The organism is Saccharopolyspora oryzae (assembly GCF_027853915.1).
GTDB lineage: Bacteria > Actinomycetota > Actinomycetes > Mycobacteriales > Pseudonocardiaceae > Saccharopolyspora > Saccharopolyspora oryzae.
On record NZ_JAQGLA010000017.1, the window covers coordinates 62,870 to 84,411 of the forward strand.

General features: G+C 70.8%; 15 protein-coding genes and 1 pseudogene. 6 read left to right on the forward strand and 10 right to left on the reverse strand.

The genetic code is table 11. The features are described 5' to 3' along the window. Nucleotides 1–38 precede the first annotated feature (38 nt). Nucleotides 39–731, forward strand: a complete 693-nt coding sequence (locus OU415_RS14200) for a hypothetical protein (RefSeq protein ID WP_270949200.1) — start codon at nt 39–41, stop codon at nt 729–731. A 37-nt stretch (nt 732–768) separates the two neighbouring features. Here OU415_RS14200 and gndA read toward each other — a convergent pair whose 3' ends face one another. The 6 genes and pseudogenes from gndA to OU415_RS14230 all read right to left on the reverse strand — a co-directional run bounded on the left by gndA (nt 769) and on the right by OU415_RS14230 (nt 7,385). Next, nucleotides 769–2,208, reverse strand: coding sequence for an NADP-dependent phosphogluconate dehydrogenase (gene gndA, locus OU415_RS14205; protein ID WP_270949201.1), 1,440 nt, complete (start codon nt 2,206–2,208; stop codon nt 769–771). A gap of 383 nt (nt 2,209–2,591) precedes the next feature. Beyond that, nucleotides 2,592–3,689, reverse strand: a pseudogene (locus OU415_RS14210) (acetoin dehydrogenase dihydrolipoyllysine-residue acetyltransferase subunit); the annotation flags it as partial. Nucleotides 3,690–3,691: 2 nt separating this feature from the next. Then, nucleotides 3,692–4,705, reverse strand: coding sequence for an alpha-ketoacid dehydrogenase subunit beta (locus tag OU415_RS14215; protein WP_270949202.1), 1,014 nt, complete (start codon nt 4,703–4,705; stop codon nt 3,692–3,694). Between the two features lie 15 nt (nt 4,706–4,720). Beyond that, nucleotides 4,721–5,716, reverse strand: a complete 996-nt coding sequence (locus tag OU415_RS14220; RefSeq protein ID WP_270949203.1) for a thiamine pyrophosphate-dependent dehydrogenase E1 component subunit alpha — start codon at nt 5,714–5,716, stop codon at nt 4,721–4,723. Continuing rightward, nucleotides 5,713–6,864 carry an ATP-NAD kinase family protein gene (locus OU415_RS14225; RefSeq protein ID WP_270949204.1) on the reverse strand — a complete coding sequence of 384 codons (1,152 nt, stop codon included), beginning with the start codon at nt 6,862–6,864 and terminating at the stop codon, nt 5,713–5,715. Before OU415_RS14225 ends, OU415_RS14220 begins: the two co-directional genes overlap by 4 nt. A gap of 128 nt (nt 6,865–6,992) precedes the next feature. Continuing rightward, the gene (locus OU415_RS14230) at nt 6,993–7,385 is read right to left on the reverse strand and encodes a VOC family protein (protein ID WP_270949205.1); all 393 of its coding nucleotides are present in this window, start codon (nt 7,383–7,385) and stop codon (nt 6,993–6,995) included. A gap of 236 nt (nt 7,386–7,621) precedes the next feature. Between OU415_RS14230 and OU415_RS14235 the strand changes: the two genes are divergently transcribed. The 3 genes from OU415_RS14235 to OU415_RS14245 all read left to right on the forward strand — a co-directional run bounded on the left by OU415_RS14235 (nt 7,622) and on the right by OU415_RS14245 (nt 12,386). Then, on the forward strand, nt 7,622–9,079 hold the full coding sequence (locus OU415_RS14235) for a class I adenylate-forming enzyme family protein (protein WP_270949206.1): 1,458 nt from the start codon (nt 7,622–7,624) through the stop codon (nt 9,077–9,079). A 77-nt stretch (nt 9,080–9,156) separates the two neighbouring features. Then, nucleotides 9,157–10,962 (forward strand): DUF3556 domain-containing protein, encoded by a 1,806-nt coding sequence (locus OU415_RS14240; RefSeq protein ID WP_270949207.1) that lies wholly within the window; start codon nt 9,157–9,159, stop codon nt 10,960–10,962. Next, complete coding sequence (locus OU415_RS14245) at nt 10,959–12,386, forward strand: phytoene desaturase family protein (RefSeq protein WP_270949208.1); 1,428 nt, start codon at nt 10,959–10,961, stop codon at nt 12,384–12,386. The genes OU415_RS14240 and OU415_RS14245 overlap by 4 nt, the downstream gene beginning before the upstream one ends. A gap of 76 nt (nt 12,387–12,462) precedes the next feature. On the opposite strand, the gene OU415_RS14250 is transcribed toward OU415_RS14245, so the two are convergent. The 3 genes from OU415_RS14250 to OU415_RS14260 all read right to left on the reverse strand — a co-directional run bounded on the left by OU415_RS14250 (nt 12,463) and on the right by OU415_RS14260 (nt 16,433). Beyond that, entirely contained in the window at nt 12,463–13,755 is a 1,293-nt protein-coding gene (locus tag OU415_RS14250) for a PucR family transcriptional regulator (protein WP_270949209.1), read from the reverse strand. 162 nt (nt 13,756–13,917) lie between these two features. After that, nucleotides 13,918–15,231 (reverse strand): MFS transporter, encoded by a 1,314-nt coding sequence (locus OU415_RS14255; RefSeq protein ID WP_270949210.1) that lies wholly within the window; start codon nt 15,229–15,231, stop codon nt 13,918–13,920. Next, on the reverse strand, nt 15,228–16,433 hold the full coding sequence (locus OU415_RS14260; RefSeq protein WP_270949211.1) for a M20 metallopeptidase family protein: 1,206 nt from the start codon (nt 16,431–16,433) through the stop codon (nt 15,228–15,230). Before OU415_RS14260 ends, OU415_RS14255 begins: the two co-directional genes overlap by 4 nt. A 114-nt stretch (nt 16,434–16,547) precedes the next feature. Here OU415_RS14260 and OU415_RS14265 point away from each other — a divergent pair, with 114 nt between their 5' ends. Further along, nucleotides 16,548–17,588, forward strand: a complete 1,041-nt coding sequence (locus tag OU415_RS14265; RefSeq protein ID WP_270949212.1) for an Lrp/AsnC family transcriptional regulator — start codon at nt 16,548–16,550, stop codon at nt 17,586–17,588. Nucleotides 17,589–17,627: 39 nt separating this feature from the next. Here OU415_RS14265 and OU415_RS14270 read toward each other — a convergent pair whose 3' ends face one another. Beyond that, a complete protein-coding gene (locus OU415_RS14270; protein ID WP_270949213.1) occupies nt 17,628–19,193 on the reverse strand; it encodes an alkaline phosphatase D family protein in 1,566 nt (521 codons plus the stop codon). 453 nt (nt 19,194–19,646) lie between these two features. Between OU415_RS14270 and OU415_RS14275 the strand changes: the two genes are divergently transcribed. Then, nucleotides 19,647–21,515 (forward strand): HSP90 family protein, encoded by a 1,869-nt coding sequence (locus tag OU415_RS14275; RefSeq protein ID WP_270949214.1) that lies wholly within the window; start codon nt 19,647–19,649, stop codon nt 21,513–21,515. Nucleotides 21,516–21,542: the final 27 nt, after the last annotated feature.

A 21,542-nucleotide genomic window follows, 5' to 3' on the forward strand; every position in this document is an offset into this window, starting at 1 on the left:
CCGCGCTAAGGCGGTGGCTGGGACTAGATTTGGCAGCTATGACTCATGGGGGACCCGGTCCGGGCTATCCGCAGCAGCAACCCGGCTGGCAGCCGGGCCAACAACCGCACCCGCCGCAGCAATATCCGGTGCCGCCGGGATATCCGCAGCAGGGGCAGCCGCCGTATCCGGTTCAGCCACCTCCGCCGCAGCAGGAGCCGCCGCTGACGTTGCCGGGTTGGGGTGCGATCCCGGCCGTGCTCGGCGTGCTGCTGGCAGTGCTGGGCCTGTTCGCGTTCAAGTGGGCCGGTGACGCCGCCTTCGGCGACGTGTCCGCGGCCGTCCGGGAAGCGGCGCGCAACGCGACCGACCTCACCGCGAGCGACCGGTGGGTCAAGGTCTACCTCGGCCAGGGCGTGTTCATCGCCCTCGCACTGGCTGCGATCCCGCCCGCGCTGTGGTCGCTGGGAACCTTGCGTTCGAGGGAGAGCATCAAGAGCCGCGGCGGCCTCACGAAGAAGAGCTTGTCGGAGGGGCGGACCGGCCCGACCCGGATCATGCTCTCCGCCATCGCCGGTCTCTGCCTGCTCTACCACGTGGTGACGCTGCTGATCATGACCGACGGCGGCCGCCACCTGGGCTCCCTGGGGCCCGGTCCCTGGCTCCTGGTGGTCGGCACCGCGCTGTCGGTGGCCGGCGCAGCGATCGGTCCACGCGTCCCGCCGCGCCACCCCGGCTGGCGACCGCGCTGAACAACAGCGCGACCAGTGTCCGCAGTGGACTGGTGCGTCACACCTGCACTTCGGAGCGGTCTCCGGCCCAGAGGGTGTGGAAGGAGCCTTCGCGGTCGGTCCGGCGGTAGGTGTGGGCACCGAAGTAGTCGCGCTGGCCCTGGGTGAGCGCAGCCGGGAGCCGGGTGGCGCGCAGGGAGTCGTAGTAGGACAACGCCGCCGCGAATCCCGGTGTGGGCACGCCCTGGCTGGTCGCTGCGCCCAGGACCGAGCGCCAGTCGTGCTGGGCATCGGCGATCTCGGCCGCGAAGGTCTCGTCGGACAGCAGGCTCGGCAGGTCCGGTCGGGCGTCGTAGGCGGCGCGGATGCGGTCCAGGAACGCCGCACGGATGATGCAGCCGCCGCGCCAGATGGACGCGATCGCGCCCAGGTCGATGTTCCAGTCGTACTCGGCGCTGCCTGCGGCGATCTCGTGGAAGCCCTGCGTGTAGGACACGATCTTCGACGCGTACAGCGCCTGCTCCACCTGGTCGGCGAAGGCGTCGGCATCGGTGCCGCTGAGCGGTCGGGCGGTCGGACCGGCGAGTCCTCGGGACGCCTCGCGCAGCGCGGTGTGGCCCGACAGGGAACGGGCGAACACCGCTTCGGCGATGCCGGAGACCGGCACCCCGAGCTCGAGGGCGAGCTGCACCGTCCAGCGACCGGTGCCCTTCTGCTCGGCCTGGTCGGCGACGACGTCCACGAACGGTTCGCCGGTGGCGGCGTCGACGTGCGACAGCACCTCGGCGGTGATCTCGATCAGGTAGGACTCGAGGCGACCGGTGTTCCAGGTGCGGAACACCTCGGCGATCTGGGCGGGGGAGTACCCGGCGACGTCGCGCAGCAGCTGGTAGGCCTCGGCGATGAGCTGCATGTCGGCGTACTCGATGCCGTTGTGCACCATCTTCACGAAGTGCCCCGACCCGTCCGGGCCCACGTGCGTGACGCAGGGCGCGTCGTCGGCGGCCTTGGCGGAGATCTTCTCCAGCATCGGGCCCAGCGAGGCGTAGGACTCGTCGGAGCCGCCCGGCATGATGCTGGGTCCGTGCAGCGCGCCCTCCTCGCCGCCGGAGATGCCGGTGCCGACGAAGTGGATGCCCCGTTCGCGCAGGTCGCGCTCGCGGCGCCGGGTGTCCGCGAAGTGCGCGTTGCCGCCGTCGATGATCACATCGCCGTCCTCGAGCAGCGGCGCGAACTCCTCGATCACCGCGTCGGTGGGATCCCCGGCCTTGACCATGATCACCAGTCGGCGCGGGCGTTCCAGCGCGGCGACGAAGTCGGCGACCGATTCGGCCGCGACGAAGTCGCCCTCGTGCCCGAACTCCTCGACCAGCTCCCGGGTCTTCGAAGCGGTGCGGTTGTGCACGGCGACCGAGTAGCCGTTGCGCGCGAAGTTGCGGGCCAGGTTGCGGCCCATGACCGCGAGCCCGGTGACGCCGATCTGAGCTGATGTGCCCATGTGCAGCTCCTGCGGGTGGCTGGCGAACCGCAGTGGTGCGGCCGGGCCAATTCTCGGCCACCAGCCGTCCCAGCGCAGAGAACGCCGGCACCTTCCGGGGGAGGTTCAGCGCGAGGTGGGGGCTCCGCTGGCTTCTTGGCGGAGGAACGCCACCCGGTAGGAGGCCAGGACGGTGTCGAGCCGGTCGCGGGCGACCCTCGCCTCCCGGACGTCGGAGCCGATGCCGATGTGCGCGCACACGGCCCGGGTCGCTGCGCTCTTCGGGAGCCGTGCTTCTTCGACCTCGTCCATACCCCGAATGGTGGCAGAAGCGCTGCGCACCGCGTCGACCGGATGCCCCGAAGGATGAGCCCGAACAGGCCTTCGAGGCCGAGCACCGACTCGACGGCTTCGCGGGTCGCCGCCGGGTCCTCCATGTGCACCATGTGGCCCGCGCCCGCGACCACGCGCACCTGTGCGCGGTCGCCGAACGCGGACTGGTCGGCCACCGGGATGACCTGGTCCTGCGCGCCCCACACCACCGCGGTGGGGACGGTGACCCCGGCCAGCAGCGATGCCGCGTCGATGGCCTGCTTGTCCCCGTCGAGGATGGAGCCGAGCAGGGCCTGCAGGCAGTCCTGGACGCCGTCGATGCGCTTGAACTTCAGCAGGTCGTCCACAAGCTGGCGGGTCACCTGCGACTCGTCGGCGAACAGGGCGCGCAGGTGCGGCTTGAGCTCCCGCCGGGTGCTCGCCCCGACGAAGCCGCGCAGGTAGTCGGCGTTGACCTCGGTGCCGTAGCCGGCCGGGGCGACCAGCGTCAGGGAGCGGACCCGGTCCGGTGTCCGGGCCGCCACGGCGGTCACGACCGCACCGCCCAGCGAGTGGCCGACCAGGTGCGCCCGTTCGACGTCCAGCGCGTCCAGGAACCCGATCACCGCGTCGGCCAGCGAGTCCAGGCTGCCGTCGCCGACGTCCTTGGTCGAGCTGCCGTGCCCCGGCAGGTCCAGGGCGTGCACGGTGCGGCCCTCGGACAGCGGTTCCTGGACGAACAGCCAGGAGTTCTTGTCGCCGCCGAAACCGTGGACCAGCACCACGACCTCGGGGCCGTCGCCCAGCGTGGCGTAGGACAGGGTGCGCCCACCCACCTCCACCTCGCCGGTCGCGGGCCCCGCGGCCTCCTCGACCTCGCCGCTGGCCAGCTGCTCCTTGGCCTCGGCGACCGCCGCTTCGATCTCGGCGTCGGGCACCTCCGCCGGGGCGACGATCGCGATCGTGCCGCCCACCGGGGCGGATTCGCCCTCCGCGACGACGACCCCGCGCAGCACTCCCTCCTCCGGGGACTCCAGCGTCCCGGCGATCTTGTCGGTGTCGATCTCGGCCAGCTCGGTGCCGTCGGTGATGTCGTCACCTTCGGAGACCAGCCAGTCGGTGATCGTGCCGGTGGTCATCGACAGCCCCCACTTGGGCATCTTGATCCGGCGGATCCGCTCGTCGGTCATGCTCAGCGCTCCCAGCTCGTGACTTTCTTGACCGCGTTGACCACCTGCTGCGCGTCCGGGATGTACATCGACTCCAGCGCGTCGCTGAAGGGCACCGGCGTGTGCGGGGCGGTGACCATCTCGATCGGTGCCTGCAAGCTGCCGAAGGCCTCCCGCGCCACCAGGGCGGAGACGTCGGTGGCGAGGTTGCAGCGCGGGGTGGCCTCGTCGACCACCACCAGCCGCCCGGTGTTCTCGACGCTCTCCAGGATGCTGTCGGTGTCCAGCGGGCTGGTGGTGCGCGGGTCGACGACCTCGCACTCCACTCCGGACTTGGCGAGTTCGTCGGCCGCTTCCGCCGCGATCGGGACCATCCGCCCGAAGGCCACGATGGTGACGTCCTCGCCCTCGCGGACGAAGTTGGCCTCGCCGAACGGGATCGCGTAGGACTCCTCGGGAACGTCTCCGACGACGTCGTACATCGCCTTGTGCTCGCAGAAGATGACCGGGTCGTCGTCCCGGATCGCTTGCGTCATCAGGCCTTTCGCCTCGTACGGGGAGGAGGGCAGGACGACCTTCAGGCCCGGGATGTGGGTGAAGACCGGGTACAGCGCCTGCGAGTGCTGCGCCGCGGCGTTGAGCCCCGCGCCGTACATGGTGCGGATGACGACCGGGGTGACCGCCTTGCCGCCGAACATGTACCGGAACTTGGCCGCCTGGTTGAAGATCTGGTCGAAGCACACGCCCATGAAGTCGATGAACATCAGCTCCGCGACCGGCCGCAGACCGCTGGTGGCCGCGCCGATCGCGGCGCCGATGAACGCCGATTCGCTGATCGGGGTGTCGAGCACCCGGCCGGGGAACCGGTCGTAGAGCCCCTTGGTGACGCCGAGGACGCCGCCCCAGGCGTCCTGCTCGCCGGGTGCACCGGCGCCGCCGGCGTTGTCCTCGCCGAGCACGACGACGCTGCTGTCGCGTTCCATCTCCTGCACGAGTGCTTCGTTGAGCGCTTCCCGGTAGCTGATGCTGCGTGCCATGTGAACCTTCCCGTGTCAGTAGGAGATGTAGACGTCGGTTTCCAGGTCCTCGCGGGTGGGCTTCGGAGCCGCCAGCGCCGCTTCGACGGATTCCTCGATCAGCTGCGCCACCTCCCGGTCGACCTCGTCGAGCTGCTCACCGGCGAGCGCGCCCGAGCTGGTGACGCGGTTGCGGAAGGCCTTGAGGCAGTCCTGCTGTTCCTGGGCGCGGGCCACCTCGTCGCCCCGGTAGGCCTGCTGGTCGCCCTCGAAGTGCCCGTAGTAGCGGGTGAACTTGACCTCGATCAGGGTCGGTCCGCCGCCGTTGCGGGCCCGTTCGATGGCCTCACCGGCGACCTCGTGCACGGCGAAGAAGTCGAAGCCGTCGACGATGACGCCGGGCATGCCGAACCCGGCGGCGCGGTCGGCGATGTTGTCCGCCGCGACCGACCAGGTGGCCGAGGTGGCTTCGGCGTAGCCGTTGTTCTCCGCGACGAAGATCGCCGGCAGGTTCCACACCGAGGCGAGGTTGAGCGCCTCCAGCGTGGTGCCCTGGTTGCTGGCGCCGTCGCCGAAGAACGCCACCCCGACGCCGCCGGTGCCCTGCTGCTTGGCGGCCAGCGCGGTGCCGCAGATCAGCGGCGGGCCGCCGCCGACGATGCCGTTGGCGCCGAGCATGCCCTTGCTGAGGTCGGCGATGTGCATCGAGCCGCCCTTGCCCTGGCAGGACCCGGTCTTGCGGCCGTAGATCTCGGCCATCATCCCGCGGACGTCCACGCCCTTGGCGATGCAGTGCCCGTGGCCGCGGTGGGTGCTGGCGATCGAATCGCGGCCGTCCAGGTGCTGGCACACCCCGGTCGCCGAGGCCTCCTCCCCGGCGTAGAGGTGCACGAAGCCGGGGATGTCGCCCTTGGCGAACTCCTGGTGGACCCGGTCCTCGAACGCGCGGATGGTCCGCATCGTGCGGTACGCGGCGAGCAGACCGGCCTCGTCCAGGGCCCCGGCCGGCTTCGCTGACACGGTCTCGGTCATCGGTGGCTTCCTCCGTCGCTCGGTGGAACGCGCCACGAATCAACCCCGGTGGCGCCCTCGGGGACAGTGGGGGAGCCGCTGCGGAGCAGGCCGCGCCGCGCAGCCGTGTCGAGCACGGCCTGGACGTCGAGCACGCGCGGTCCTCGGTTCGTCAGCCGCACGGTCACCTCATCGCCCGGCCCGAACTCGCACTCGCGCTCGCCGTCGAGGGCGACCGTGCCCGCGGGGACGTGGCTGGCGACCGGCTCGCCCAGCGGGAGGTGCTGCACGGCGGAGACGTCGAGGGCGGTGAGCTTGCCCGGGGTGATCGGCGCCAGCACGCGGTACTGCGGTGCGGATCCGGTGGCGAAGTGCACGGCCACCCCGTGCGGCTGGTCGCGGGTCGTGGGCAGCAGCTGCCCGGCGATGCTGGACAGGCCGATCGCGTGCGGCTCGGCGAAGGCGCAGTACAGCTCGCGCAAGGTCTCGGGCTTCCACAGCGCCCGCGCACCCACCTGCGCGGTCGCCGACACGCACACGTCGACCAGCGCGAGCTCGGTGGCCGTGCCGCACTGCACTTCCAGCACTTTCGCCTGCTGCGTCGCGCTGCGCACGTCGACGTCGCCGCGCGCGACCAGCGCGGCCGCCACACCTGCCACGGTCGCTTCCCACATCTGGGGGAAGGCGTTGTTGGTCCCGGTGCTCAGCGGCAGCAGCGGTGTGCCACCCACCTCGCTCGCGGCGGCCCGGACCGTGCCGTCACCGCCCAGCACGACGATCACCCCGGCACCGTCGGCGCGCATGCGGCGAACCAGCTGCTTGGTGTCCTCGGCGGTGCCGGTCAGGGGGTCGAGCTCGCAGAAGGTCAGCTCGGGCCAGTGGTCGGTCTGGGCGGAGTGCTGCTGGGAACCTCGCAGCACGCTCGCCGCCACCCCGAAATCGTCGGTGGAGACCAGCACCCGGCCGACCCCCAGCGCGCCGGCGGCGGCGACCATGCGCAGCACCATGTTGGCCTTCTCGGCGTTCGGGAACACCGACGCCTGCGCCACCACGCGCCGGATGTCCCGACCCGAGAGGGGGTTGACGATCACCCCGATCGCCGCGTCCCGGCTGCTCGCCGTGACCGGTCGCCAGGGGTGGTGACCGTTGTTCGAGCCGCTCTGCGCCACGCCGCCTCCCCGCTACCCGCCGGTAGCCGCGATGTGTAACCGGGGTCACATCGCGGACCTCTCCAGCAGACGCTCCGGGGCCTCTCGCGGCAAGGGTTGCAGGGGGTTGCAGCCCGGACGGGCGGTGCTCAGCGCGGGCCGAGGAGGTCCCAGCGGTTGCCGGCGACGTCCAGGAACACCGCTACTCGGCCGTAGGGCTCGGTGCGGGGTTCGGTGACGAACTCGACGCCGGCCGCCGACATCCTGGCGAAGGCTTCGTCGAAGTCCTCGACCTGCAGGAAGAAGCCCACCCGGCCGGCGACCTGGTTCCCGACGGCGGCGGACTGGTGGTCGCCGTCGGCCCGGGCGAGCAGGAGCCCCGTGCCGGCGCCGGGTGGGCGGACCACGACCCAGCGCTTCGGGCGTCCGTCGTTGGTGAGCGACGGGGAGTCTTCGGCGAGTTCGAAGCCCAGGGAGTGGACGAAGAAGTCGATGGCTTCGTCGTAGTCGGCCACGATGATCGTGACTAGGTCGATCCGCATCCAGCCGATCTTAGGCCGGGCATCGGGGCGGTCTCCTGCTCGCGGCGTCGCACGGGCCGCCGGTATCAGCGAAGTCCAGTGTGGACTGATCGGGAATAGGCCTCGTCGTGGTGGGCGCGGTTGTGAACGGTCGACAAGGCGGATCGGGGAGTTCGTCGATGCTGGATATAGGAATGCGCCACCGGCGCACATAGTGTTCGGCGTCACATGAAGTCTTCGCGTCTCAGAGGTGACACGTGAGCGTCGGATACCTGCCGTGGAATCTGCCCGAATCAGCCATGGACCGACCGTGCTTGAGGGATGGCCGCAACGACCTCACCTACGCGGAGGTCGTGCAGCGGGCCGCGGCGTTCGCCGAGGAGCTCGCCGAGCGCGGTGTCGGCCCGGGCGACGTCCTCGCCGTCATGCTGCCGAACCGGGTCGAGCTGCTCATCGGGCTGCTCGCGGCCTGGCGCCTCGGCGCCGCCGCGACGCCCATCAACCCGTCCTTCACCGAGGGCGAAGCCGGGTACCAGCTGCGCGACTCCGGAGCTCGTCTCGTGCTCAACAGCGGGCCGGCCGCGCCGAGCGCTGGGCTCCCCGTGATCCACGTCGACGAGATGCGTTGCGAACCAAGGGGAATCCCGCAGCAGCGGGAGGTCCGACCGGACGAACTGGCATTGCTGGTGTACACCAGCGGGTCCACCGGCCGCCCCAAGGGGGTGATGCTCGACCACGCCAACCTCGATGCGATGGCGTCGACGATGGCCGGGCACTTCGGAGCAACCGACGCCGACCACTGCCTGCTGGTCCTGCCGCTGTTCCACGTCAACGCGATCTGCGTCAGCTTCCTGACCATGATGCTGCGCGGCGGGCAGCTCACCGTGCTGGAGCGGTTCGAACCGAGGTCCTTCCTCGCCGCCGTCGAGCAGCACCGGCCGACCTACTTCTCCGCCGTGCCGACGATCTACGCGCGCCTGGCCGAACTCCCCGACGAGCTCTCCGCGGACACCTCGTCGGTCCGGTTCGCCGTGTGCGGTGCGGCTCCGGTGTCGCGGGAACTGCTCGAACGCTGTGAGTCGCGGTTCGGATTCCCGCTGGTCGAGGGGTACGGGCTGACCGAAGGCACCTGCGCATCGGCGTGCAACCCCGTCGACGGCGTGCGCAAGCTCGGCACCGTCGGCCCGGCCTTGCCCGGTCAGCGCATCGCCACGATCTCGCCGGAGGGGGAGCTCCTGCCGACCGGTGCGACTGGTGAGGTCGTCATCCGGGGCGCCAACGTGATGCGCGGTTACCTCGACCGGCCGGAGGACACCGCCGCGACGCTGGTGGACGGCTGGTTGCGCACCGGCGACGTCGGGCGCATCGACGAGGACGGCTACCTCACCCTCGTCGACCGGGTCAAGGACATGATCATCCGCGGTGGCGAGAACCTGTACCCGAAGGAGATCGAGTCCGTTCTGCACGGCCACCCCGGGGTGCTGGAGGCGGCCGTGGTCGGCGCCCCGCACGAGGTGTACGGGGAGGTCCCGGTGGCCTACGTGGTGCCGTACCCGGACGCCGAGGTGACGGTCGACGACCTGCTCGCACGCTGCCGGCACGAGCTGACCAAGGTCAAGCTGCCCGTCGAGGTCCACCTGCTCGGCGAACTGCCGAAGAACCCGGTCGGCAAGATCGACAAACCGACCCTGCGCAAGGCCCTCCGGGCCCGCTAGTTCATCCCGCTGAGACGACGGACCGGCACCCACCAGCCGGCCCGGCGGTACCCCCTGCCCGAGCGAAGGAGACGAGAATGGGCTTCAGAACAGGCGATTTCCCGCCAGTGGACACCACGACGTTCCTCGACGAACCGCTGCGGGAGCGCATCAAGGCGTTGGCCGTGCACTGGGTCGAGTACGGCTTCGGCACCCCGCGGCAGGTCCACGTGGTCTACGTGGTCAAGCTGCTGGTGCTCTACATCGGCATCGGGACCGCGCTGGCGACCTGGACCTCCGGGGTCGGGCCCTTCTGGGCGGTCGGCGAGTGGTGGAACGAGCCGATCGTCTACCAGAAGCTGGTGCTGTGGACGATGTTCCTGGAAGCGCTGGGACTGGCGGGTTCGTGGGGGCCGCTGGCCGGCAAGTTCAAGCCGATGACCGGCGGCGTGCTGTTCTGGGCCCGTCCCGGCACCATCCGGCTGCGGCCCTGGAAGCGGGTGCCGCTCACCAGCGGTGACCGGCGCACCGCTGCCGATGTCGTGCTGTACCTGGGTTTCCTGGCCGCGATGCTGGTCGCGATCGTGCTGCCCGGTGTCCCAGGCGCCGGGCTTGCCCACGGCGCTGCGGGGCTGGTGAACCCCGCCCTGCTGATCGCACCGATCGCGCTGGTCGTCCTGTGCGGACTGCGGGACAAGACGCTGTTCATCGCCGCCCGCGGCGAGCAGTACCTGCCCGCGATGGTGTTCTTCGCGTTCCTGCCGTTCGTCGACATGATCATCGCGTTGAAGCTGCTGATCGTGAGCGTGTGGGTCGGTGCGGGGGTGTCGAAGTTCGGGCGGCACTTCACCAACGTCGTTCCGCCGATGGTGAGCAACACGCCGTTCTGGCCGCCGCGGTGGCTCAAGCGCGCCCACTACCGGAACTTCCCGCACGACCTGCGTCCGTCGAAGTTGGCGACCTTCATGGCGCACGTGGGCGGCACGCTGGTCGAGATCGCCACACCGCTGGTGCTGCTGCTGTCCACCAACCGCTGGCTGACCTCGGCCGGTGTGGTGCTGATGGTGCTGTTCCACCTGTTCATCACCTCGACGTTCCCGCTGGCGGTACCGCTGGAGTGGAACGTCCTGTTCGCCTACGCCGCCGTCTTCCTGTTCCTCGGCTTCCCGGCCGGGACCGGTTACGGGCTCGGTGACATGTCCTCGCCGTGGTTGACCGCGGGCATCGTCGCCGGGCTGGTGCTCTTCCCCGTCCTGGGCAACCTGCGGCCGGACCTGGTGTCGTTCCTGCCGTCGATGCGCCAGTACGCGGGGAACTGGGCCTCGGCGCTGTGGGCCTTCGCGCCCGGTGCGGAGGAGAAGCTCAACTCGATCGCGCACCGCCCCACCGCGAACCAGCTCGACCAGTTGCTGGCCATGGGGTACCCGGCGCCCGCTGCGGAGATCACGATGCAGCAGACGATCGCCTGGCGCTCGATGCACAGCCAGGGGCGCGGGTTGTTCTCGGTGCTGCTGGACAGCTTGCCCGACCTCGACCAGCGGACCGTGCGGGAGGCCGAGTTCGTCTGCAACTCGCTGATCGGGTTCAACTTCGGCGACGGGCACCTGCACGACGAGAGCCTGATCCGCGCGGTGCAGAGCCGGGTCGGGTTCGCGCCGGGGGAGCTGGTCGTGGTGTGGGTCGAATCCCAGCCCATCCACTCCGGGATCCAGCGCTACCAGGTGATCGACGCCGCGCTCGGCGTGGTCGAACGCGGCAGTTGGAAGGTCGCCGACGCGGTCGCCGAGCAGCCGTGGCTGCCCAACGGCCCGATCCCGCGCGACGTCAGCTGGAGGCGCGCGGGCGGACTACTGTCGGTGCGCGAGAGCGGTGCAGCGGATCCGGCGATGGGGAGCTCGGCATGAGTGCGGCGGTCGTGGTGGGCAGCGGCCCGAACGGACTCGCCGCCGCAGTCGCCCTCGCCGAGGCGGGTGTGCAGGTCACCGTGCTGGAGGCGGCCGACGAGATCGGCGGCGGCACCCGGACCGCCGAGGCGATCCTCCCGGGTCTGCTGCACGACCAGTGCTCGGCGACCCATCCGATGGCCGTCGGGTCGAGCTTCCTGCAACGCCTCGACCTGGGCCGGTACGGCCTGGAGTGGCGGTTTCCCGAGATCGACTGCGTGCACCCGCTCGACGACGGCACGGCCGGGGTGCTGCACCGCTCCGTCGCCAGGACGGCCGCCGGTCTCGGTGCGGACGGCAGCCGCTGGTCGAGGCTGTTCGCCGGGCCGGCCGCTGACTACGACGTGCTGTCCGAGGACATCCTCGGGCCGCTGCTGCGGATTCCGCGCCATCCGCTCCGGCTCGCCCGCTTCGGCATCCCCGCGCTCCTGCCGGCGTCGGTGCTGACGGAGATCTTCCGCGGGGAGCAGGCGAAGGCGCTGTTCGGCGGAGTGGCCGCGCATGCCTTCCAGCCCCTGGACCGCCCGCTGAGCACCAGCATCGGGCTGGGCATCCTGACCGCGGGGCACCGGCACGGCTGGGCGGTGGCGGCCGGCGGTTCCAGGGCGATCACCGACGCGCTGGCCGCGTTGCTGCTCGACCTGGGCGGCAAGATCGAAACCGGGGTCCGGGTGCGCTCCGGTTCCGACCTGCCGAACAGCGACGTGACGATGTTCGACCTCGCCCCGACCGCGGTGGCCGAGATCCTGGGCGACCGGTTGCCGAACCGGATCGCCCGGGCCTACCGCCGGTTCCGCTACGGGCCGGGTGCGTTCAAAGTGGACTTCGCCGTCGAAGGCGGGGTGCCGTGGACCTCCGAGCCGGCTCGACGGGCGGGCACCGTCCACCTCGGCGGCACGTTCGCCGAGATCGCCGCGACCGAGCGGGAGATCCACGCGGGCCGGATGCCGGAGCGGCCGTTCGCGCTCGTCGGGCAGCAGTACCTGGCCGACCCGCAGCGCTCGGTCGGCGACGTGCACCCGGTGTGGACCTACGCGCACGTGCCGAACGGCTACGCCGGCGACGCGACCGAAGCGATCATCGCGCAGATCGAGCGCTTCGCCCCCGGGTTCCGGGAGCGGATCGTCGGCACCGCGGTGCGCACCACCACCGGATTCGCCGAGCACAACCCGAACTACGTGGGCGGCAACATCCTCACCGGGGCGAAGGACTTCCGGCAGCTCGTGTTCGGCCCCCGCCCGACGTTCAACCCGTACGACGTCGGATTGCCCGGGCACTTCATCTGCTCCGCGGCCACCCCACCCGGTCCCGGAGCGCACGGGATGTGCGGTGCGCACGCCGCGGCCCGCGCCCTGAAGTACCTGCGCGGCGGCCACCGCACCTGACGACGCGCCGCAATTTCCATTGAAATCGGACCCGCGATTTCAATGGAAATTGCGGCACGGGAAGTTGGGGTGGTCGTCAGACGGCGGTCGTGGGGCGCAGGACTCGCGGGCCGAGGAAGTGGCAGACCTGCAGGGCGAGGGCCACGTCGAGCCGGTCGTGGGTGGACGGGCTTGCTCCGTCGGCGAAGACCTTGCCGAGCCGGTATTTGACGGTGTTGCGGTGCAGCAGCAGTTCCTCCGCCGTCCGGCCGTAGTTCTCGCCGTTGAGCAGGAACACGCGCAGCGTCTCGCGCAGCACGGCGGCGTTCTCGTCGTCGCAGGCCAATCGGCCCAGCACCTCCGAGACCCAGAGCCGAGTGGACTCGATGTCCTTGGCCAGCAGGGAAACGATCGCCACCCCCGGGTCGCCGAAGCTGACCGCGGGGGACGTCCGGCCGCCCGAAGCGAGGGCCACAGCTCTGGCCGCTTGGGCCTGTTCGTGCGAGCGCTTGAAGCCGGCCGTTCCCGAAGCGGGCAAGCCCAACGCGATCCGGCAGCCGGGTTCGTCCTCGGCAGCTCGCCGCACCTCGTCCACGTCGACGGCGCGCTGCCGGCGTCCCATCGGGATCCAGCCCCAGGCGGTGCTCCGGTCCACCGCGGTGATGATCGGCGGGCTGCCCGCGCCCCACCGCGCCGCGAGCGAGCGCAGGAACTCCTCCAGCGCGCGGAGGTCGCCCGCACCCTCCTCGGGGCGGGTGCTCCAGACGACCGCGGCCAGGTGGAACTGGCCCAGCCGGTAGCCGGTTTCGGCCTCGAAGGTCGACGCTTCGACCGGCTGCTGCGCGAGGATCTTGTGGACGAGCGAGGACTGCACGTTGCCGCGGGCGTTGTTCCAGCGCTCCCGCTCCTCGGAGTACGCGTCGATGACGTAGAGCGAGATCCAGTCGATGTACTGGTAGACCACCTGCGAGATGTGGCGCAGCACCTCGAACTTCACCTCGGCGGCGCAGTCGAGGCCCTGGACCTCCTCGAAGACGCGCTGGATGAAGTAGTCCTGCCCCATGTGGTAGGCCCGCACCAGCGAGTTGCCCGGGATGTCGCGCTGCGCCAGCCGCAGCGCGTACTCGACGGCTGCGGTCGTCGGCTGCAGGTGGTCGATCGGGATGTGGTTGGTCAGGACGTGGACGATCGTCTTGGTGTTGGCGTCCACGCTGGCGTGCAGCAGCTCCACCAGGTGCTGGTCGACGTCCAACCGGTCGATCTCGCGGGCGAGCCGGTCGCTCATGTCCCTGGCGATCCGCGGTTGCCGCGCGTTCAACCGCCGTGCGGTCTCGGAGACGAGCGCCAGGACGTCCCCGTCCGATCCGGATGCGACTGGTGCCCTGGACAACGCCGTCACCTCTTCGCCCGATCCCGCGGCAGCAGTTGTCCAACGGTAGTGCACCGCTGGCCCGGGCCTCCACGTCCGGCGCTGACGAAGCTCGGACGACCAGTTGTGCACGATCGACAACGCCGTCGGCCCGCCGGGGGGGGGGTGGCCCCGCGACGGCGGTCAGGATCGTTCGGCGACCTGCGCGGTGGGCCGTTCGTCACCGGCCAGCTTGGCGCCCTTGGTCTCCGGCAGGAGCCAGAACGTGATCAGCGTCAGCACACCGAGGAAGATCGCGTAGGCGTTGAACAGGCCTGACAACCCCTGCTCCGACAGGTAGGTCTGGATGTACGGCGCGGTTCCGCCGAACAGCCCGACCGTCAGCGCGTAGGGCACGGCCAGGCCGAGCGCCCGGATCCCGGTGGGGAACAGCTCCGCGGTGATCGCCGGTCCGATCGCGTTGAGCACGCCGTTGAGCACCACGCCGATGGACATCGCGACGAACAGCTGCCAGACCTCGCCCTGGATCATCAGGTTCAACGGGTAGAACAGGACGAGGAACACCGGCCAGACGATCAGCAGCAGCCGGCGGCGCCCGATCTTGTCCGAGAGCCAACCCCAGAACGGCATCGCCGCGACGTAGAGCGCCGTGGCGCCGGCACCGGCCAGCATCGCGCCCGTCGGGTCGGTGCCGCGCTGGGAGATCGCGAAGGTGGGGGCGTTGATGGCCCACACGTAGTAGACGATCGTGCCGCCGAGGTTGATGCCCACCACCTGCAGCATCGGCTTGATGTTGGCCCGCAGCTGCTGCAGCGTCGAACGCTTCGGGGCGGCCTGCTCCTCGCTCGGGGTGTTGGCGGTGAAGATCTCGGTCTCGGTGAACTTCCGGCGCAGCACCAGCGCGTACAACCCGAGGAAACCGCCGAGCGCGAACGGGATGCGCCAACCGAACTCGCCCATCTGCTCCGGCGTCAACACCGCGGAGAGCACGCCGGCGAGCCCCAGCGCGAACAACGTCCCGATCCCGCCGGACACGTAGATCACGCTGGACCACAGCCCGCGCCGCTGCGGGGGTGCGACCTCCGCGAGGTAGGTCTGCACCGACGGCAGCTCACCGCCGTGCGCCAGGCCCTGCGCCAGCCGCGCCAGCACCAGCAGCGTCGGTGCGAGCAGCCCCACCTGGTGCGCCGTCGGGCACAGCGCGATGAGGAAGCACGACCCGGCCGACATCCCGATGCTCAGCGTCAGGACGGGTTTGCGGCCCACCCGGTCGGCCATCCAGCCGAAGAACATCCCGCCGATCGGCCGCGCCACGAAGCCGATGGCGAAGACCGCGAGCGTGCTCAGCAGGTTCGACGCCGCACTGCCACCGGTGAAGAACTGGGAGGCGAAGAACACCGAGTACGTCGCGTAAACGCCCCAGTCGTACCACTCGATGGCGTTGCCCAGGCCGAGTCCGACCAGGACCTTGCGCCGCGAGAGCGGGAACGTGCTCATGCGCCCAGCCTTTCCGCTGCGAGACCGGCCAGGAGCGCGGACGCCCGGCCGACCATCGAACCGTCGAAACGAGCCATCGGCGAGTGGTTCGCCGCGGCGTTTTCGGGGACCGCTCCCGGGGCGTGCGCGCCCAGGAACAGCAGTGCGCCGGGGACGTCCTGCAGCACCCGGGAGAAGTCCTCCGAGCCCTGCGTCGGGTGCTCCTCGGCGCGGTAGTGCTCCGCGCCGAACAGCTCGCGGACGACACCACCGGCGAACTCGGCCTCCGCGGCGTCGTTGACGGTGGCCGGATAGCCCGCGACCAGGTCGACGTCCACGCGGACGCCGTGCGCCGCCGCGATTCCCTCCAAGCACCGGGTGAACACCGCCCGCAGCCGCGGTTCGGCATCGGGGTCGACGGTGCGGACGGTCGCCTCGAAGCGCGCGGTGTCCGGGATGATGTTGGCGGCGGTGCCCGCGCGCAGCATCCCGACCGTGACGATCACCGGAGAGGACGCGTTGAACGAGCGGGTCACCGCGGTCTGCAGGGCGCCGACCATCTCCGCGGCCGCGACGACCGGGTCCGCGGCCTCGTGCGGTGTCGCGCCGTGCCCACCGGTGCCGCGCACCACGACCTCCAACGTGTAGGAGGCGAACAACGTGACTCCGGCGCGGCCGGACACCAGTCCAGCGGGGAGCCGGTGGGGCACGACGTGCAGCGCGTAGGCGTGGTCGGGGCGACGCCCGGAGGCATCGAGAACGCCCTCGTCGAGCATGACCCGCGCGCCGTCGTAGCCCTCCTCGCCGGGCTGGAACATGAACACGACATCGCCGGCCAGCCGGTCGCGGTGCGCGCTGAGCAGCTGCGCCGCGCCGACCAGGCCGGCCGTGTGCAGATCGTGCCCGCAGGCGTGCATCGCGCCGTTGGTGGCGGCGAAGTCCTCCCCGGACCGCTCCTCGATCGGCAGCGCGTCCATGTCCCCGCGCAGCAGTACGGTGGGCCGCGCGCTCGCTGCGGCATCCGATCCGGTCCCGCGCAGCACCGCGGTCACCGACGTCGTGCTGCTGCCGGTGCTGATCTCCAGCGGCAGCCCGCGCAGCTCTTCGAGCACGCGCTCCTGGGTGCGCGGCAGCTGCAGCCCGACCTCGGGAACCCGGTGCAGGTCCTCGCGCAGCCGCACCAGATCCGGCTGCAGCGACCGGGCGTCGTCCAACAGGTCCAACGTCGTGCACCTTCCTCATCTCGTCCTTGAGCTGGGTAGAGTCTGCGCACGCAAGCCGGGGAGGCGGAGATTCCGCTGGATTCGCTCACCCGATGTCGAGCACGGGGGAGAAGCGTGCACGAGGACTTCTCGGAGGACGATCTGGCGCTCATCCACGCCCTGCAGCTGCGGCCTCGAGCTCCGTGGGCCGCGCTGGCGCCGGCGCTGGGGTCCTCGCCGACGGTGCTGGCGCAGCGCTGGGCGCGGCTGCGGGCTGCCGGGCTGGCCTGGATCACCGCGTACCCCCTGCACGGCGAGCTCGCGGGCGGGGCCATGGTCGCCCTGGTCGAGATGAACTGCGCCCCGGGCTCGGTGGAGGCGGTGGCGCGCAGGCTGGAGCGGATGCCGCGGGTGCACAACATCGAGTACGCCGCGCAGGGCCGGGACCTGCTGGTGACGGTGTCGGCCGCGTCGTTCGAGAAGCTGTCCGCGCTGCTGCTCGACGAACTCCCGGCGCTGCCCGGCGTGGCCTCGCTGCACTCGCACATCGGCGCCAAGATGCACATCGAAGGCAGCCAGTGGCAGCTGGACGCCCTGGACCGGGCGCAGCGCGAGGAGGTCCTGCGCACCGGGCGCACCGAGCAGGACCGGCCCAGCGAGCGGATCTACCTCCGGCCCGACATCTACGGGCCGCTGGTGGCCGAACTCGCCCACGACGGCCGGGCCACCGCCGCGGAGCTGGCCGAGAAGGTCGGCCGCCCCACCTCAACGGTCCGCCGCCAGTTGGCGGCGCTGCTGCACTCGCGGACGCTGCGGATGCGGTGCGAGGTCGCGCAGCTGCACACCAGGTGGCCGATGGCGGTGATCTGGTGGTGCCGGCTGCCCAGCAGCGCGCTGGCCGAGACCATCTCGCGGCTGCGGGAGGACTCCCGGGTGCGGTTGTGCATGTCGGTGACCGGGTCGGCGAACCTCGTGATCAACGCCTGGACCGCGGACATGACGGACCTGCTGGCCATGCAGGCGCACCTCGAACGCCTGATGCCGACGGGGCAGGTCCTGAACAGCTCGGTCATCCTGCGCACCCGCAAGCGGGTCGGCTGGCTGATGCACCCGGACGGCCGGTGCACCGGCGAAGTCATCCCGCTGCCCGGCGACCTGCGGGCCGGCTCGGCGTGACGCGGGGTGGCGGCTCCGGACGAACCGCCACCCCGGGGGTCAGGCGAGGTTCGCGCCGGGCTTGCCGTCGTCGATCACGAAGCGGGCCCGGTCGCGGATGGGCGAGCCGGGCGTCTCCACGTAGTCGAGGACCCGGTAGTCGGCCGTCCACGACGAGGGCGTGATCGTGTTGCGGACGTAGCCGCGGTGCCGGTTGATGAACTTGATGTGCGGGTTCTCCTGCAGCTGGACCGCGTCGCCGGGGTTCTGCTCGACGCCGTTGCCGTTGGAGGTGATGGAGGTGCCGACCAGTTCGGTGGCCACCGTCGCCGAGGAGGGGTCGTCGAAGTCGGCCTTGACGTCGCAGACGTAGTTGGCGTGCACGTCACCGGTGATCACCACCGGGTTGGAGGTCTGCGCCATGCGGTCGCGCACCAGGTTGCGCTCGGCGACGTAGTTGTCCCAGGCGTCATCGCTGAAGGAGTCGTCGTCGCCCGAGGTGAAGTCGCGCTGCGAGAAGAACACCTGCTGCGCCAGGACGTTCCAGCGCGCCGTCCGGCCGCCGAGGTTGCGCAGCAGCCAGTCCCGCTGCTCGGCGCCCAGGATGGTGCGCTCGGGGTCCAGCCGCTTGTCCTGGTCCTGGAAGTCGCGGTACTGGCGGGTGTCGAGCAGGTGGAAGTCCACCAGGTCGCCGAAGGTGAGCCGCCGGTACAGGCGCATGTTCGCGCCCTGGACGTGCTGGGTCTCGCGCAGCGGCATGTTCTCGTAGTAGGCCTGGAACGCGTCGGTGCGGCGCTTGCGGAAGACCGCCGGGTCCTGGTCGGGTTCGCTGTCGGGCTGGGACCGGTCGCCCGCCCAGTTGTTCTCCACCTCGTGGTCGTCGAAGACCACGACCCACGGGAACGCGGCGTGCGCGGCCTGCAGGTCCGGGTCGGTCTTGTACTGGGCGTGCCGGATGCGGTAGTCGGCGAGGTCGAAGGTCTCGCGCGCGGGCGCGTGCGGGCGGCCGATGGTGCCCGCCGCACCGCCTTCGTAGATGTAGTCGCCGAGGAAGGCCACCAGGTCGAGGTCCTCCTGGGCCATGTGCGAGTAGGCGCTGAAGTGGCCGACCGGGAAGTTCTGGCAGCTGGCGAAGGCGAAGGAGAACCGGTCGAGCTGCGCGCCGGAGCGCGGCGCGGTCCTGGTGCGGCCGACCGGGCTGAGCTCGTTGCCGACCCGGAAGCGGTAGTAGTACTCGGTGGACGGCTGGAGGTTGGACGGCTCGACGTGCACGGAGTGCGCGGATTCCGGCCGGGCCTGCGCGGTGCCCTCGGCCACGACCTTGCGGAAGCCCTCGTCCTCGGCGATCTGCCACTGCACCGGCACGATCTGGTCGGGCATCCCGCCGAGCCCGTCCTCGGCGAGCGGATCCACGGCCAGCCGGGTCCACAGCACGACGCCGGTCGGCAGCGGATCACCGGACGCCACGCCCAGCGTGAACGGCGAGCGGATCACCCGCCCCGCGCCGGGCAGGGCGCTCGCGGTGGAGCCGAGACCGGTGCTGGTCAGCGCTGCGGCGCCGAGTGCTGCCGTGCCGGCTAACAGGACCTGGCGGCGGGACGGGGTCGAACCGGAATTCGCTGTCATGCTTCCCCTTGTGAGCCGTGCGCGGAGGTACCGCGCGGAATCGGTGGAGGCCGGTGCACGGTAGATCCACCAGATGGCCGCCGGGCGAACCGGTGTTGACCCTTCGATGTACGCGGACGTGATCGTCGCGCGCATCACCCTCCAATGTGTACGGAGTGTGTTCGCGGAATGGACGCTGCGTGCATTCAGTTCCCATTCCGCCTGCATTTCCGCTCGGGTGATTTTCCTCCGCGCTTTTGCCGAGTGCCGCGTGATGAACTCGTTACGCTGCGGGGAATCGTCGTCGATGTCGGGTACGGCTACCTACGTTGGTTGGTGGTGCGCTCGCGAAAACCGTTCTACCAGGCACGATTCGACTCCGATACCGCTGGTTGCGCGCATCGGGGATGGTCGGGTCGGTGGGGGTGCCCGCGTATGATCAAGAGCGTGCGCGGTGCGGAAGGGGAATTCTGGATGCAAGACACCGAGGGCTCGAATGCGCGCCCGTTCCAGGTGGACCTCGGTGGAGTCGTCGATCTGCTGGGCCGGCACATTTACTCCGGTGCGCACGTCTACTTGCGCGAGTTGCTGCAGAACGGGCGCGATGCGATCGCCGCTCGCGCGAAGGTCTCCGGGCAGCAGGCGCGGGGGAGCATCGAGATCTTCCCGGTGGGCACGATCCCGGATTCACCGGAGGAGTTCGTCTTCCGCGACTCCGGGCAGGGTTTGAGCGCGGCCGAAGCCGGTGAGCTGCTCGCGACGGTGGGCCGCAGCTCCAAGCGCGACGACGTGCTGAACCTCCGCGACGAGGACTACCTGGGCCAGTTCGGCATCGGTCTGCTGAGCTGCTTCATGGTGTCCGACCGGATCGTGGTCCGCAGCCGCTCGGTGCACGGGCACCCGCCGGTGGAGTGGACCGGCGCGGCCGATGGAACCTTCTCGATCCGGGAACTACCGGAGGACGAGGCCGCCGGACTGGCGATCGGCACCGAGGTGCGGCTGTCCCCGCGACCGGACGACGCGGCCCTGCTCGCGCCGGAGAAGGTGCTGCGGCTGGCCCGACGGTTCGGCCGCTACCTGCCGGTGGAGGTGCGGGTCCGGCGCACCGACGACGCCTGGGACACCGCCAACGAACCGGCGCTGTTCCTGCCGCAGGAGCGGCCGGCGGACGAGCGCTCGGCGGCTTCGGCGCTGGAGGAGTTCGGCGAAGAGCTGATCCAGCACCGTCCACTTGAGACGATCGAGCTGTCCGTCCCGGCCACCGGCACGCAAGGCGTCGCCTACGTGCTGCCGTACGCACCGCCGCCCGGTGCGCGGCGCAGCGGTGAGCTCTACCTCGGCCGGATGCTGCTGGGCGAGGACCTCTCCGAGCTGCTGCCGGAGTGGGCCCACTTCGTGCGCTGCGTCATCAACACCGAGGGCCTGCACCCGACGGCGTCCCGGGAGCAGCTGGTCGCCGACGAGGCGCTGGAGTACACCCGGGAGGAGATCGGCAAGGCGCTGCGGCGCTGGATCGTGCAGCAGGCCACCACCAGGCCGGCCCGGTTCGAACGGTTCGTCGCCGTCCACGACCTGGGCCTGAAGTCGATGGCCGTGCACGACGACGACCTGGCGGCGGCGGTGCTGCCGTGGCTGACCGTGGAGACCTCGGTCGGCCGGATGACCGTGCACGACTACTTGGAGCAGTCCCGGCACGTCCGCTACGTCGAGACCGTCGACGAGTTCCGGCAGATCGCGGCGGTGGTCCCGACCGAGCACCCGGTGATCAACGGCGGCTACACCTACGAGTCGGACCTGCTGCGGCGCCTGCCGCTGCTGGTCGAGGACGTCACGGTGGAGCAGGTGCAGGTCGGCTCGATCCTGGACGAGCTCGCCCCGCCGCCGATGGACGACCGGAGCAGCACCAGCGCGCTGGAGCGCCGGGCATCTGCGGTGCTCGCCGAGCTCGGCTGCGAAGCGGTGGTCCGGTCCTTCCGGCCCGGTGATGTGAGCGCTCTCCACGTCGCTGACGCCGCGGCCATCCGCCGGATCGAGCGCACCGAGGTGCGCGACTCGGCACCCGGCGTGTGGGCGGACGTGCTGGGCGGGGTGGAGGCGATCACCGCGGGCAAGCCCGGGCTCGCCTCCCGCGGCACCACCGCGCGGCTGTGCTTGAACTGGCAGAACACGATGATCCGTCAGTTGTCCAACGTGGACGATCAGGTCGTCTTCGACCGCAGCGTCCGGCTGGTCTACGTCCAGGCCCTGCTGGCCGGGCACCGGCCGCTGTCGAAGACCGACCGGACCGTGCTGACCACCGCGATGAGCGACCTCATCCAGCTCAGCGTCGGCGTCGCGGGCTGAACCGGCCGTTCGCGCAGCACCACGGGT